Annotated in this window: 15 protein-coding genes; 4 read left to right on the top strand and 11 right to left on the bottom strand. The window is 73.7% G+C overall.

What is annotated here, in order from left to right; translation table 11 throughout:
- Positions 1–5: 5 nt before the first annotated feature.
- From ACFY30_RS36320 to ACFY30_RS36310, 3 genes are read right to left on the bottom strand one after another with little or no spacing between them, the layout of a single operon-like run.
- Complete coding sequence (locus tag ACFY30_RS36320; protein ID WP_390849403.1) at positions 6–1139, bottom strand: amidohydrolase family protein; 1134 nt, start codon at positions 1137–1139, stop codon at positions 6–8.
- Between the two features lies 1 nt (position 1140).
- Positions 1141–2544 (bottom strand): glutamine synthetase, encoded by a 1404-nt coding sequence (locus tag ACFY30_RS36315; RefSeq protein ID WP_390849402.1) that lies wholly within the window; start codon positions 2542–2544, stop codon positions 1141–1143.
- Positions 2545–2590: 46 nt separating this feature from the next.
- A complete protein-coding gene (locus tag ACFY30_RS36310; RefSeq protein WP_390849401.1) occupies positions 2591–3379 on the bottom strand; it encodes an SAM-dependent methyltransferase in 789 nt (262 codons plus the stop codon).
- Between the two features lie 140 nt (positions 3380–3519).
- Here ACFY30_RS36310 and ACFY30_RS36305 point away from each other — a divergent pair, with 140 nt between their 5' ends.
- Both ACFY30_RS36305 and ACFY30_RS36300 read left to right on the top strand, forming a co-directional pair.
- Positions 3520–4374, top strand: a complete 855-nt coding sequence (locus tag ACFY30_RS36305; RefSeq protein ID WP_390849400.1) for a Cof-type HAD-IIB family hydrolase — start codon at positions 3520–3522, stop codon at positions 4372–4374.
- A 60-nt stretch (positions 4375–4434) separates the two neighbouring features.
- On the top strand, positions 4435–5688 hold the full coding sequence (locus ACFY30_RS36300; protein WP_390849399.1) for an amidohydrolase: 1254 nt from the start codon (positions 4435–4437) through the stop codon (positions 5686–5688).
- Here the strand turns inward: ACFY30_RS36300 and ACFY30_RS36295 are convergent.
- From ACFY30_RS36295 to ACFY30_RS36280, 4 genes are read right to left on the bottom strand one after another with little or no spacing between them, the layout of a single operon-like run.
- A complete protein-coding gene (locus ACFY30_RS36295; RefSeq protein WP_390849398.1) occupies positions 5678–6010 on the bottom strand; it encodes a DUF3140 domain-containing protein in 333 nt (110 codons plus the stop codon). The genes ACFY30_RS36300 and ACFY30_RS36295 overlap by 11 nt on opposite strands.
- Positions 6011–6062: 52 nt before the next feature.
- A complete protein-coding gene (locus tag ACFY30_RS36290; protein ID WP_390849397.1) occupies positions 6063–6545 on the bottom strand; it encodes a Dps family protein in 483 nt (160 codons plus the stop codon).
- Complete coding sequence (locus tag ACFY30_RS36285) at positions 6542–6805, bottom strand: WhiB family transcriptional regulator (protein ID WP_390849396.1); 264 nt, start codon at positions 6803–6805, stop codon at positions 6542–6544. The genes ACFY30_RS36290 and ACFY30_RS36285 overlap by 4 nt, the downstream gene beginning before the upstream one ends.
- A 44-nt stretch (positions 6806–6849) precedes the next feature.
- Positions 6850–7650 carry an alpha/beta hydrolase gene (locus ACFY30_RS36280; RefSeq protein WP_390849395.1) on the bottom strand — a complete coding sequence of 267 codons (801 nt, stop codon included), beginning with the start codon at positions 7648–7650 and terminating at the stop codon, positions 6850–6852.
- A gap of 102 nt (positions 7651–7752) precedes the next feature.
- Between ACFY30_RS36280 and ACFY30_RS36275 the strand changes: the two genes are divergently transcribed.
- Together ACFY30_RS36275 and ACFY30_RS36270 are read left to right on the top strand one after the other, a co-directional pair.
- Positions 7753–8940 (top strand): thiolase family protein, encoded by a 1188-nt coding sequence (locus ACFY30_RS36275; protein WP_390849394.1) that lies wholly within the window; start codon positions 7753–7755, stop codon positions 8938–8940.
- 95 nt (positions 8941–9035) lie between these two features.
- Entirely contained in the window at positions 9036–9809 is a 774-nt protein-coding gene (locus tag ACFY30_RS36270; RefSeq protein ID WP_390849393.1) for a sulfite exporter TauE/SafE family protein, read from the top strand.
- Here ACFY30_RS36270 and ACFY30_RS36265 read toward each other — a convergent pair.
- The 4 genes from ACFY30_RS36265 to ACFY30_RS36250 all read right to left on the bottom strand — a co-directional run bounded on the left by ACFY30_RS36265 (position 9763) and on the right by ACFY30_RS36250 (position 12604).
- Complete coding sequence (locus tag ACFY30_RS36265; RefSeq protein WP_390849392.1) at positions 9763–10644, bottom strand: HAD-IIA family hydrolase; 882 nt, start codon at positions 10642–10644, stop codon at positions 9763–9765. The two genes, ACFY30_RS36270 and ACFY30_RS36265, sit on opposite strands and share 47 nt — an antisense overlap.
- 21 nt (positions 10645–10665) lie before the next feature.
- Positions 10666–11121 carry a PaaI family thioesterase gene (locus ACFY30_RS36260; RefSeq protein ID WP_390656252.1) on the bottom strand — a complete coding sequence of 152 codons (456 nt, stop codon included), beginning with the start codon at positions 11119–11121 and terminating at the stop codon, positions 10666–10668.
- 46 nt (positions 11122–11167) lie between these two features.
- Entirely contained in the window at positions 11168–11842 is a 675-nt protein-coding gene (locus ACFY30_RS36255; RefSeq protein WP_390849391.1) for an enoyl-CoA hydratase-related protein, read from the bottom strand.
- Positions 11843–12007: 165 nt separating this feature from the next.
- Positions 12008–12604: a TetR/AcrR family transcriptional regulator gene (locus ACFY30_RS36250; RefSeq protein ID WP_390849390.1), complete on the bottom strand. Its 597-nt coding sequence runs from the start codon at positions 12602–12604 to the stop codon at positions 12008–12010.
- Positions 12605–12659 lie beyond the last annotated feature (55 nt).

Here is a 12659-nt window from a genome sequence, read left to right as displayed (position 1 = left end):
TACTTTCAGTGTCCGTCGGGAAGCCGGTAGACCCGGCGGGCGTTGTCCGCTCCGGCCCAGCGTGCCAGGCGCAGCGCGTCGGGCAGGCTCAGTTCGTCGGCGTCCACCCGGTCCTGGAGCAGTTCTCCGAGGCCCCGCCGGAACGCCAGCGCGCCGAGCGCGTAGAACTCGGAGACACCGTAGGCGTCCGAGCTGTACAGCAGTTTGCGGAACGGTGTGATCTCCAGCGCTTCCTCCAGCACCGCCCGCGCCCTGACCGGTCCGACGTGGTGCAGGGTGAGCCCCACGTCCAGGTACACCTGCTCGAACACGGCGGCCAGATAGGCGGCCTGCCGCTGGTAGGGCCAGCAGTGCAGGAGCAGCACCGGGACCGTGCCCGCGGTCAGGTGCAGCCAGTCCGTGAGGTGGGTGGGGTCCACGCGGTGCAGCCGGATGTCGTTGTCGCCGAAACCGGTGTGCAGTTGGAGGGGGAGGCCCAGGTCCACGGCCGTCCACAGCAGGTGCCGTACCAGGACCGGTTCGTCGAGCCGTCCGCCGCGCGCCAGCCAGCGCCGGGCCGCGCGGGTGACGTCCGCCTCCGAGGGGCGGGCCGGGTCCAGGTCGAAGCCTGTGCGATAGGCGGCCACCGACTTCACCGCGACCACCCCGGGCCGCCGCACCGCGTCCAGGGCGGCGGCCCGGAACGCGTCGGCGTACCCGCCCGCGTCGGCACCGCGCGCGGCGACCGATTCCGCCACCGCCTCCAGCCGGACGACCTCCCGGGCCGCGCCGCCTCCCGCCCGGGCCAGCTCGGCGGGCGTGGTGAGGGGATGCGGGGCGAAACCGGTGTCGACGCAGAAGACGCCGGTGCGGGCCGCCGTCAGGAAGCGCCGGTTCACCTCCCGCGGCCCCAGTTCGGCGCGCCGCGCCAGGTAGACGTCGGCCGGGGCGTGCCGGTCCAGGTCCAGCAGGGGCGCGCAGTGCCGGCGTACGGCCACGCCGGCCGGGGTGTCGAAGGGGGAGACGCCGGGCCAGCGGTCGCCCTCGGTGAGCAGGGCCTCGAAGCCCGGCCGGGTCAGCGGGCCGGGGACCACCCCGTGGCAGTGGTGGTCCACCAACTCCAGTCCGTCGAGCGCCTCGTGGACCGGTCCGGGGCCCATCTCAGTACACCCAGCGGTAGGCGGCGGCCACCCGCGCGTCGTCCAGTCCGTCCACGGCGTCGATCTCGCCCTGCCGTACGGCGGTCACCGCGTCGGCGAGGACCGGCCCCAGTGCCGCCCGCAGCACCTCGTCCCCGCGGAACTCCGCGACGGCCTCGCCGAGCGAGACCGGCAGCCGCCGTACGCCCCTGGCCGCGGCCTCGTCGGCGCCGAGGTGGGCCGGATCGCCGGTGATCTCCTCCGGCAGGACGGCTTTTGAGACCAGCCCGTCCATGCCTGCGGCGATCAGACAGCCGAGCAGGAGATAGGGGTTGGCGGCCAGGTCGACCGGTTTGACCTCGAGGTTCGCCTGCTCGGCGCGTCGGCCCGCCGTGCCCCGCACCAGCCGCACCGCCGACTCGCGGGTCTCCAGACCCCAGGCGGTGAACACCCCGGCCCACTGGGACGGTCTGAGCCGCAGATAGCTGGCCGGGCTGGGCGCGGTCACCGCCGTCAGGGCGGGCAGCCGGGCCAGCACACCGGCCGCGAACGCCTCCGCCTCGGCCGTCATGCCGTGCCGCCGGTCGCCGCCGGAGTGCAGGTTCACCCCCTCGCGCCAGGCGGACAGGTGGACGTGCCCGCCGTTGCCGACGCCCTCCGCGGCGACGGCGGGGGAGAACGACACCCGCAGACCGTGCCGGCGGGCCACCGCGCGGATCGTCTGCCGGACCAGGACACTGCGGTCGGCCGCCGCCACCGGGTCCAGCGCCCCCACCGAGATCTCGAACTGGCCGGGCGCGTACTCCGGATGGACCTGGTCGACGTCCACGCCCTGCGCCGCGCACGCCGCCAGCAGGTCGGCGGTGTACTCGCTCAGCTCGACCTGCCGGGTCGCCCCGTACGCCGGTCCGGTGGTCGCCGGCACGAACTCCCCCGCGGGCGCGGAGTCCAGGCCGACGGCCCACTCGATCTCGATGCCCGCCTTGAAGGCGAGGCCGTGGTCGCGGGCCGCGTCGGTGACGATCCGGCGCAGGAAGGTGCGGGAGCAGCCCGGGTGCCGTGCCCCGTCCTGGGTGACGCGGTCCACCGGCGCCCACGCCCACCCCGGCTGCCCGGCCAGCACGACCAGCCGGTCCAGATCGGGGTAGAGGCGCAGATCGCCGTCCGGGGAGCCCAGGACGTCCGTGGTGACGATGTGGTCGTTCGCGAGGAACGTGTCGAACACCGGGGACATGCCGACGCCCCAGGCCGCCGCCGACGCCAGCCCCGCCGTCGGGACCGTCTTGACCCGGCCGACGCCCGCAGTGTCGACGTAGGACAGGACGATCCCGTGCACGCCTCTGCCGGACAGTTCCCCGCTCAGCGCGGACGCCCGCTCGACGTCTCCGGGACGCCCGCCGGGGACGGGGTCGGCAAGGGTGGTCATACGTCCTCCACGGATACGTCCGTCGGTGTACGTCCGGCTGTGCGGGTCAGGGTTTCACGGCCACCGCGCCGTACTGCGGCACCACCGGGGCACGGTCGTCCGCGGCGCGCCAGCGCGAGCAGGACACCAGGCCCGGCTCCAGCAGGTCCAGGCCCTCGAAGAACGCGGCGATCTCCGCGCCGCCGCGGGCCGTGATCGGCGGGGTGGCGTTCTCGTTCCAGAACCTCATCGCCGGGATCTGGCCCTCGCCGCCCACCTCGGGGTCGTGGGTGGGGTGGGTGAGGACCAGGCAGCTGCCGGAGGGGATCTCGGCGACGATCTTCTGGACGATGTCCCGGGCCGCGTCGTAGTCCAGGACGAAGTTCAGGATGCCCAGCATCATCACCGCGACCGGCCGGCCGAAGTCGAGAGTGGCGGAGGCCCGCTCGAGGATCGCGGCCGGGTCGTGGACGTCCGCGTCGATGTAGTCGGTGGCGCCCTCGGAGGTGCCGGTCAGCAGGGTGCGGGCGTGCGCCAGCACGATCGGGTCGTTGTCGACGTACACGATCCGCGCGTCCGGCGCGATGCGCTGGGCTATCTCATGGGTGTTGTCGGCCGTCGGAAGCCCGGTGCCGATGTCCAGGAACTGCCGCATCCCCCGCTCCTCGGCGAGGAAGCGCACCGCCCGGCCCAGGAACCAGCGGTCCGCGCGGGCGATGTCCCGGATGAGCGGGAACATGCCGGCGACGTGCTCGCCGACCCGCTGGTCGACCTCGTAGTTGTCCTTGCCGCCGATCCAGTAGTTCCAGACCCTCGCGTTGTGCGCCACGCTGGTGTCCAGCCGTGCACCGCCCACGTCACCGCTCCTTCTCCCGCCGTACCCTTCGGCTGCCATTGTGCCGCCGCATGATCACCGCTGTCCCGGGATTCACGGGGTCCCCCGGTAGGGTGACAATCCGGTCATCAGCCGAGGACCAGCAGCACAGGAAGCAGGACATGCCCTACTCGCACGCCCCCCAGCCGACCGCGCCCGAACCCCCGGCCGGTCCCGTCGACATCCGGCTGGTCGTCACCGACATGGACGGCACGCTGCTCGACGACGACAAGCGGACCCCCGAGGGGCTGTGGGAGACGCTGGCGCGGCTGCGGCGGCGCGGGGTGCTGTTCAGCCCGGCGAGCGGCCGGCAGTACGCGACGCTGGCGGCGGAGTTCGCCGAGGTCGCCGACGGGATGGTGTTCATCGCGGAGAACGGCACCTATGTGGTGCGCGACGGGCGGGAGCTGAGCTCCGATCCGCTGCAGCCCGGGGTGGTCGCGAGGATCGTGGACGCCGTGCGGGGCCTCGCGGCCGGCGGGGTCGACCTGGGCGCCGTCGTCTGCGGCAAGCGGTCCGCGTACGTCGAGCGGGCCGACGAGGCCTTCCGGGCCGAGGTCGACAAGTACTACGTGCGCTGCGAGGTCGTCGAGGACCTCACCGCCGTCGACGACGACGTCATCAAGGTCGCCCTCTTCGACTTCGGCCACGCCGAGGAGACCACCGCCCCGGGCCTCGCGCCCTTCACGGACACCCACCAGGTCGTCGTCTCCGGCGAGCACTGGGTCGACGTCATGAACCGCACCGCCAACAAGGGCGCCGCCCTGCGCCGGCTCCAGCGTGAGCTCGGCATCACACCCGCGCAGACCATGGTGTTCGGCGACTACCTCAACGACCTGGAGATGCTGGACGCCGCCGACTGGTCGTTCGCGATGGCCAACGCCCACCCGGAGGTGGTCCGCCGGGCCCGCCACCTCGCGCCCTCCAACAACGACAACGGCGTGCTGCGCACGATCGCCCGCGTCCTGGACCTCTGAGACCCGCGGCCACGGGCCGGTTCCTCGACCGTCCGGCCGGCCGCGCCGTACCCTCCGCGTATGACCGAACCGGCCGACGTCGCCCGTGTCACCCGGGACATCACCTCGGGCCTGGGGACGGCAGACCTGGAGGGCTTCTACCAGGACCTGCACCGTCACCCCGAACTCTCCTTCCAGGAACACCGCACCGCGGCGAGGCTCGCCGCGCGGCTGCGGACCGCAGGGTTCGAGGTGACCGAGGGCGTCGCGCGCACCGGCGTGGTCGGGGTGCTCGCCCACGGCGAGGGGCCGGTGGTGTGGCTGCGCGGCGACATGGACGCGCTGCCCGTGCGGGAGGAGACCGGACTGCCGTACGCCTCGGCCGTCGACGGAGTGATGCACGCCTGCGGTCACGATCTGCACGTCACCTGGCTGGCGGCGGCCGCCGGGGCCCTGGCCGCCGCCCGGGACGTCTGGTCCGGCACGCTGGTCGTGGTCGGGCAGCCCGCCGAGGAGGCCGGGGGCGGGGCGGCGGCGATGGTCGCCGACGGTGTCCACGAGCGCTTCCCGCGTCCCGACGTGCTGTTCGGACAGCACGTCACGCCGGGGCTCGCGGGATTCTGTCCGCACACCCCCGGACTGACCCTGTCGGCCTCGGACGACGTCGACGTCGTCGTGCACGGCGTGGGCGGGCACGGTTCGCGGCCCGAGTCCACCGTCGACCCGGTCGTCACGGCCGCGTACATCGTCACCCGGCTGCAGACGGTCGTCTCCCGCGAGGTCGCGGCGGGCGAGCCGGCGGTGCTGACGGTGGGGCGCTTCCACGCCGGGACCCAGGGCAACATCATCCCCGCCGAGGCGCGCCTCTCGCTGAACGTGCGCACCCAGGACACCCGGGTGCGCGAGCGCGTCCTCACCGCGATCCGGCGGATCGTCGAGGGGGAGTGCGCCGCCGCCGGCTGCCCGGTGCCGCCGGAGATCACCGTCCACCCCGGCTGCCCGAGCACCGTCAACGACGCCGCCCTGGACCGCGAGATCGCCGCCGTGCACCGTGAACTGCTCGGCGAGCACGCCGTGTTCGACTTCGGCCAGGCGATGGGCAGCGAGGACTTCTCACTGCTCGCGCCCAAGGGGGTGCCCTACGACTACTGGTACCTGACCTCGACCCCGGCCGCCGTGTGGGAGGCGGCGCCGGGGGAGGAGTTGACGGAGAGGCTCGCCCGCGTGCCGGGAAACCACAGTCCGTTGTTCGCGCCGGACCCGTCGGTCCTGCTGCCGGGTGTACGGACGCTGGTGGCGGCCGCCCTGTCCCGGCTGGATACGTTCAGGCCCTGAGCGGGTCGTGGCCGATCGTCATCAGCCGGTGGCGCCGAGCGGTGTCCTCGGCCCCCGGTCCGTTCTCCGGGTCCGGCTGCGCGGCGACCGTGTCGACGACCCGGTACATCACCCGGATGTCGTCGTCGGTCAGGTCGGTGCGCCTCTTCTGCAGGATCGCCAGGACGTGCTGCCCCGTCGGCGTCCCCGCCTCCCCGGGCAGCGGCTGCGCGGTCTCGTCCGCGTCCCGCACCCGCAGCCAGGCGGCCAGTTCCTGCGAGGTCATGTTCACCGCGCGGCGGAAGTCCTCCCACAGCGCGTCGAGTTCGAGGGCGTCGGTCATGGCGTGCCCCTTTCCTGACGGGTCCGGTAGGCGTGCTGAGGGATCCCCGGGCTCAGTGGCCGCGCGGCCCGTTCTCCGCCTCGAACATCCAGCGCTGCTTCTCCAGCTCGGCCGTGAGGCCGATCAGCAGGTCCTGGGTGACCGGGTCCGGCTCCGCGGTCGCCGTGATCCGCTCGCGCAGCCGTCCGATCGCGGTGCCCAGCGCCTCCGCGACCACCCGGACGACCTCCTCGTCCCGCAGCCACCCGTCCTTCGGCCCGGGCAGGGTGAACGCCGAGGCGATCGTCTCCGGCCGCCCGTCCGGCGGCAGACCGAGCGCGGCGGCACGTTCGGCGACCGTGTCCGCGTACGAACGGGCCGCCGCCACCACCTCGTCGAGCTGGAGGTGGATCGAGCGGAACCGCGGGCCCACGACGTTCCAGTGCGCCTGCTTCCCGATCAGGGAGAGCCCGAGGAGATCCACGAGGGTGCCCTGCAACGCGTCGTGGGTGACCTGGCGGGCGGGTTCGGGAAGGGGGCTCCTCACGACGGTCATACCGTGCTCCTCCATGTCCTCGGCGCGTCCTGTCCCGCGGTACGGAGCAGTGCGACGCGTTCCGCCTCGCCCGTCCCGCCCCACACGCCCGAGGTCTGTCCGCTGCCGAGCGCGTAGTCCAGACAGTCGGCGACGACCGGGCAGCGGGCGCAGACGCGCTTGGCGTCCGCGACCTCCCGCAGGGCCGGTCCTGTCGTGCCCACGGGAAAGAACAGCTCGGGGTCCTCGCCCACGCAGGCGGCACTGCGCAACCACTTCATGGGGGCGCGGGTGCCCCGGGCGAACCGGTGCAAACGGCCGGGTCTCAGCGGGTGAGCGCCCGGTCCAGGAAGTCCGTCAGGTCCGCGAACACCTGCTTTCGGTTCGTCTCGTGGAACACCTCGTGCCGAGCCCCGGCGTAGATCCGCTCGGTCACCCCGTCCCCGCCGAGCCGTTCGACCCCGGCCCGGCTGCCGGGCAGCGGGACCAGCCGGTCGTCGTCGCCGTGCAGCCACAGCAGCGGGAGCGGGCCGACGGCGCCCTCCTCGGCGACGGTCTCCAGGGCGCGTACGAAGGCCTCCAGCGTGGGTCGCTTCATCGGCCCGTGCCAGACCAGGGGATCCGCCGCGTACGCCGCCGCGACCGCCGGGTCACGGGAGAGGGCGGCGGGGCTGACGGGGATGTCGGGGATCTCCTCGTACGCCAGCAGCCGTCCCGGCAGCTCCCAGGTGCCGACGACCGGCCCGGACAGCACGAGCGCGGCGAGCCCGGCACCGTACCGCTGGGCGTAGCGGGCCGCCACCAGACCGCCCATGGAGTGCCCGATCACGACCAGCGGCAGGTCCGGGTGCGCCGCGCGGGCGAGTTCCGCCACGGCCCGCACGTCGGTGACCACGTCCTCGAAGTCCTCGATCCGCACCCGCTCGCCGGCCGATCTGCCGTGCCCCATGTGGTCGGGCGCGAACACGGCCGCGCCGTGCCCGGTCAGGACACCGGCCAGTTCCTCGTAGCGGCCCGCGTGCTCTCCGTACCCGTGGACGACCAGGGCGACGTAGCGGGCCCGTTCGTTCGGCCACTCGTGTGCCGTGATCGTGCCCCGTGTGCCGGCGAGGACGTGCTCGGCCATGACTCCTCCAGCTGCGTCGGTGAAGGCCTGCGGGGATCTTCCCAGGGGGCCGGGCCGGGGTCTACAGTCAAAAACTAGCAGCGCTAACCAAGGAGTCCCGTCGTGCGTCCCGTCCACTTCGCCGCCGCCCGCCGCACCCCCATCGGCAGACTGCGCGGCGCCCTGTCCGCCGTACGCCCCGACGACCTGGCGGCGGCCGTGATCCGCGCCCTGGTCGCCGACGTGCCCGCGCTCGACCCGGCCCGCGTCGACGACGTCTACTGGGGCGCCGCCAACCAGGCCGGCGAGGACAACCGCAACGTCGCCCGGATGGCCGCCCTCCTCGCGGGGCTCCCGGAGACCGTGCCGGGCGCCACGGTGAACCGGCTGTGCGCCTCCGGTCTGGAGGCCGTCACGACCGCCGCCCGCACCATCGCCGCGGGCGAGGCCGACATCGTGCTCGCCGGCGGCTCCGAGTCGATGAGCCGCGCCCCCTTCGTGCTGGCCCGCCCCGACGAGGCCCTGCCGCACCGCGTCGAGACCGTCGACACCCGCCTCGGCTGGCGCCTGGTCAACCCCGCGATGAAGGACCTGCACGGTCTGCTGTCCATGGGCGAGACGGCCGAGGAGGTCGCCGCACGGTACGGCGTCTCCCGCGAACGCCAGGACGCGTTCGCCCTGCGCAGCCACCGACACGCCGCCGTCGCCCGCAAGAACGGCCACTTCGACGACGAGCTCCTCCCGGTCACCCGCCCGGACGGCGTGGTCGTCGACGCCGACGAGAGCATCCGCGAGGACACCTCGTACGAGAAGCTGGCGAGCCTGAAGCCCGTCTTCCGGCAGGGCGGCACGGTCACCGCGGGCAACGCCTCGCCCATGAACGACGGGGCGGCCGGACTCCTCCTCGTCAGCGAGGAGGCCCTCAACGAGCTGGGTCTGGAGTCCCTGGGGCGGTATGTCGCGGGCGCCTCCGCCGGGGTGCATCCGGACGTCATGGGCATCGGGCCGGTCCCGGCGACCCGGAAGGCGCTCACGCGCGCGCAGTGGCGCGTCGAGGACGTCCAGGAGGCCGAGTTCAACGAGGCGTTCGCCGCCCAGGCGCTCGCCTGCGTCGACCAGCTCGGCATCGACCCCGACCTGGTCAACCCCAGCGGCGGCGCGATCGCCCTCGGCCACCCCCTCGGCTGCTCCGGCGCCCGCATCCTCACCACCCTGCTCCACCGCATGCGCCGCACGGGAGCGGAGCGCGGCCTGGCGACCATGTGCGTGGGGGTGGGACAGGGCAGCGCGGTGCTGGTCGAGCGCCACTAGCCTCGGGCGCCGCTGCGGAGCGGCTCCGGCCCGGTGGTCATCTGGCGAGACGGTGCTGATGCCGCCGTATGCGTGCGCATAGCATCGGTCTCCGCATGAACACGATGACTCTGTGGCACATCACCGGCTGGGAGTTCGCCGCCCTCGCCTTCGCGGCTCTGCTCGTCGGCTTCTCCAAGACGGCGGTGAGCGGCGCCAACACCGTCAGCCTGGCGATCTTCGCCGCGGTGCTGCCCGCCCGGGCCTCCACCGGCGTCCTGCTGCCGCTGCTGATCGCGGGGGACGTGCTGGCCGTCCTGACCTACCGGCGGCACGCCCACTGGCCCACCCTGTGGCGGCTGTTCCCGGCGGTCGCGGCGGGTGTCGTCGTCGGCACGGTCTTCCTGATGTGGGCCGACGACGGTGCCGTCCGCACCTCGATCGGCGCGATCCTGTTGCTGATGGCCGGCGTCACGGTGTGGCGCCGCCGCACCACCGGGGCGGCCGACGATCCCGACGCCGTGGTCACCCGCGCCGGCCGCGTCAAGGCCCGCTCCTACGGCGTCCTGGGCGGCTTCACCACGATGGTCGCCAACGCCGGCGGGCCCGTGATGTCGCTGTACCTGCTCTCGGCGGGCTTCCGCAAACTCGGCTTCCTGGGCACCTCCGCGTTCTTCTTCCTCATCGTCAACGTCACGAAGGTGCCGTTCAGCGTCGGCCTCGGCCTGATCGACGGCCGCTCGCTGCTCCTGGACGCCGCGCTCGCCCTGTTCGTCGTCCCCGGCGCGCTGCTCGGCAAGTGGGCCGTGCACCGCATCGACCAGCGGCTGTTCGAACAGCTCGTCATCGCGGCGACCGTGGTGGGCGGCGTCCAGCTGCTGCTGCGCTAGCCAGACCCAGGAGCTCCGGCAGGTCCGCGAAGGAGTCGACGACGTGGTCGGGGGTGCCGCTCGCCTCCCGGTGCGTCCGCGGCAGGTACTTGCCCGTCCGCACCAGCACCCCGGTGATCCCGGCCCGCTGGGCCGCCAGGACGTCCGACTCGATGTCGTCGCCCACCATCAGCGCCTCGTCCGCCCCGGCGCCGAGGTGCCCGAGGGCCGCGGCGAAGAACGCCGGGGACGGCTTTCCGGTGACCGCGGCCTCGACCCCCGCGGCCGCTTCCAGACCGGCCACGAACGCGCCCGAGTCCAGCCGCAGTCCGGTGTCCGTGCGCCAGTACAGGTTCCGGTGCATCGCCACCAGCCGCGCGCCCCGCTGGAGGTGCCCGAAGACGCGGTCCAGCGCCGCGTACCCGAACTCGGGGCCGGCACCGCCGACGACGACCACGTCGACGTCCCCGGCGTCCTCGGAGTCCCCGGCCCCCTGGTCCACGAGCGTGACCCCGGCCAGGTCCTCCGCGATGTCACCGCTGTTCAGCAGCGCGCACCGGGCTCCGGGACACCGCTCGGCGAGATGCGCGGCGGTCACCGCCGGGGCGGTGAGGACGTCCTCGGCGGTCACCGGGAAACCGGCGTCCGCGAGCGTGCGCGCGATCGAGGCACGGGTCCGGGAGGTCGTGTTGGTCACCAGGGCGACGGCGAGCCCCGCCTCCCGCAGCGCCCGCAGCGCCTCGACCGCGCCCGGCAGCGGCTTCCAGGAGACGGTGAGCACCCCGTCGATGTCGACCAGGAGTGCACGCACGCCGGCCGGCGCCGCATCCGTACGGGCATCCACACGGGCATCCATACGGGGACGATAGCGCCGGGATCAGCCGTCCGCCGGGAGGATCATGCACGTGGTCGTCGCGTGGGCGATCAGCCTGCCCCGCTCGTCGACGACCCTGCCCTCGGCGGTGGCGGTGCGGCGGCCCGCGTGGATGACGGTGCCCTCGGCGGTCAGGGTCTGCCCGTCGGTGCGGGCGGCCCGTATGTAGTTCACCTTCAGCTCCAGCGTGGTGTAGCCGGTGCCGGCGGGCAGGGTGGTGTGCACCGCGCAGCCCAGGACCGAGTCCAGCAGGGTCGCGGCGATGCCGCCGTGCACGGTGCCGAGGGGGTTGGCGAAGTCCGGACGGGTGTCGAGGGAGATCACGATCCGCCCCGGCTCCACCTCGTCGAAGCGCATCCCGAGCAGCCGCCCGATGGACGGCGTGTCGCTCAGGTTCCCGGCCTGCACGAGACGCATGAGTTCGAGGCCGGACAGGGCGGAGAGGTCGGTGGTGGTCACGGCGGATCCTTTCGGAGGGGCTTGCTGTGTGCTGTGGTCGGGGTGCTCAGTCGCCGAGCGGGTTGTCCCGGTCCCGCAGGGCCGTCAGCACGGGCGCGTACATGCGCGACCTGATGGCGCGCAGGGTGTCGCCCGCCTTCCCGGCCTGGGCCGCGGCGAGCTCGACCGCCGTGGTCCGTACGGCGTCCTCGTCGGCCGCGTGGTCCACGATCCCGGCGGCCAGCGCCTCCCGGCCGCCGTAGCGGCGGGCGGTGACCATGGCCTCGTGGGCGGTCCGCGGGGCGAGCCGGGCCTGGATGAGGGCGGACATGCCCGGCGAGAACGGGATGCCGAGGTCGGCCTCGGGCAGGCTCCAGAAGCCGCGGTCGGCGCGCATCACCCGGACGTCGTGGGCCAGTGAGAACATCGCGCCCGCCGCGAAGGTGTGCCCCTGCAGCGCGGCCACCGTCACGACCGGCAGGGTCAGCAGCCGGGCGAAGAGCGCGTGCACCGAGATCACGTAGTCCCGCTGCCGGTCCGCATGGGCGAGCAGCCAGTCCAGGTCGAGGCCGCCCGAGTAGAACTTGCCGGTCGCGGCCGTCACCAGGGCGCGCGGCCCGTCCGACTTCTCCACCTCGTCCAGGGCGGCGTCGACGGCGGCGAGCCAGTCGGGGTGGAAGCGGTTCTCCCCGTCCCCGAGGTCGAGGACGAAGACGTTCTCCTGACGGTCGAGCTCGGGCACGGCCACTCCTTCGGACACGGGGCACGGTCGGACGAGGGACACGTCCGGCGGACGGGAGACAGGGCCGGACGCACACGGTCGGACGGCACGGACATGCGGACGGGAGACAGGCTCGGACGCGAGAGAGGTCCGGACCGGGTCCGGACCGGACCGGGTCCGGACCTGTCAGCCCCGCGGTCCCGTGGACCGCAGGGCGTGTTCCAGCAGGTCGTGGATCTCCGCGGCGGCCGCGTCGATCGGGGCGGTGCTCCGCTCGGCCCGGCACATCACCACCGCCCCCTCGACGGCGGCGACGACGAACGCCGCCAGCCGCCGGCTGCGCTCCTCGGTCAGCCCGTGGCGCAGCAGCAGCGTGGCCAGCGCCTGCTGCCAGCGCGCGAAGGCCGCGGCCGCCGAACGGGCCGCCTCCGGGGCGGCGTCGGCGCTCTCCACGGCGACCGCGACGACGGGGCAGCCGACGCGGAAGTCGCCGCGCACCAGCCGGTCCCGCCACAGGGTGAAGAACCCGTCGACGGCCCGCAGCGGATCGGGGTCGTCCAGGGCGTCCTCGATCAGCCGGGCGATGAAGTCCCCGGCGAACACGACGGCCTCGTCGATCAGTTGGGTACGCCCGCGCGGGAAGTGGTGGTACACCGAGCCGCGCGGCGCTCCGCTGTGCGCGAGCACCCGGTCGATGCTCACCCCGGCGGCGCCGTGCTCGCCGAGCAGGCCGGCGGCGCCGGTGATCATCCGTTCACGGCTGTCACTTCTGCGCGGGCTCATGGCACACCTCTCCGCGGGTGCGCCGGGCGCGACCCTGCTCCTGTTCAGTGATTAT

This window comes from Streptomyces sp. NPDC000345, assembly GCF_042898825.1.
Classification (GTDB): domain Bacteria; phylum Actinomycetota; class Actinomycetes; order Streptomycetales; family Streptomycetaceae; genus Streptomyces.
The sequence above is the reverse complement of the archived record's forward strand: the minus strand, read 5'-3'. Positions and strand labels throughout refer to the sequence as shown.

Bases quoted from the DNA above. Each gene is read 5' to 3' on its own strand.
- ACFY30_RS36320 (WP_390849403.1), bottom strand. From the start codon at position 1,139: ATGGGCCCCGGACCGGTCCACGAGGCGCTCGACGGACTGGAGTTGGTG.
- ACFY30_RS36315 (WP_390849402.1), bottom strand. From the start codon at position 2,544: ATGACCACCCTTGCCGACCCCGTCCCCGGCGGGCGTCCCGGAGACGTC.
- ACFY30_RS36305 (WP_390849400.1), top strand. From the start codon at position 3,520: ATGCCCTACTCGCACGCCCCCCAGCCGACCGCGCCCGAACCCCCGGCC.
- ACFY30_RS36300 (WP_390849399.1), top strand. From the start codon at position 4,435: ATGACCGAACCGGCCGACGTCGCCCGTGTCACCCGGGACATCACCTCG.
- ACFY30_RS36295 (WP_390849398.1), bottom strand. From the start codon at position 6,010: ATGACCGACGCCCTCGAACTCGACGCGCTGTGGGAGGACTTCCGCCGC.
- ACFY30_RS36290 (WP_390849397.1), bottom strand. From the start codon at position 6,545: ATGACCGTCGTGAGGAGCCCCCTTCCCGAACCCGCCCGCCAGGTCACC.
- ACFY30_RS36285 (WP_390849396.1), bottom strand. From the start codon at position 6,805: ATGAAGTGGTTGCGCAGTGCCGCCTGCGTGGGCGAGGACCCCGAGCTG.
- ACFY30_RS36280 (WP_390849395.1), bottom strand. From the start codon at position 7,650: ATGGCCGAGCACGTCCTCGCCGGCACACGGGGCACGATCACGGCACAC.
- ACFY30_RS36270 (WP_390849393.1), top strand. From the start codon at position 9,036: ATGAACACGATGACTCTGTGGCACATCACCGGCTGGGAGTTCGCCGCC.
- ACFY30_RS36265 (WP_390849392.1), bottom strand. From the start codon at position 10,644: ATGGATGCCCGTGTGGATGCCCGTACGGATGCGGCGCCGGCCGGCGTG.
- ACFY30_RS36250 (WP_390849390.1), bottom strand. From the start codon at position 12,604: ATGAGCCCGCGCAGAAGTGACAGCCGTGAACGGATGATCACCGGCGCC.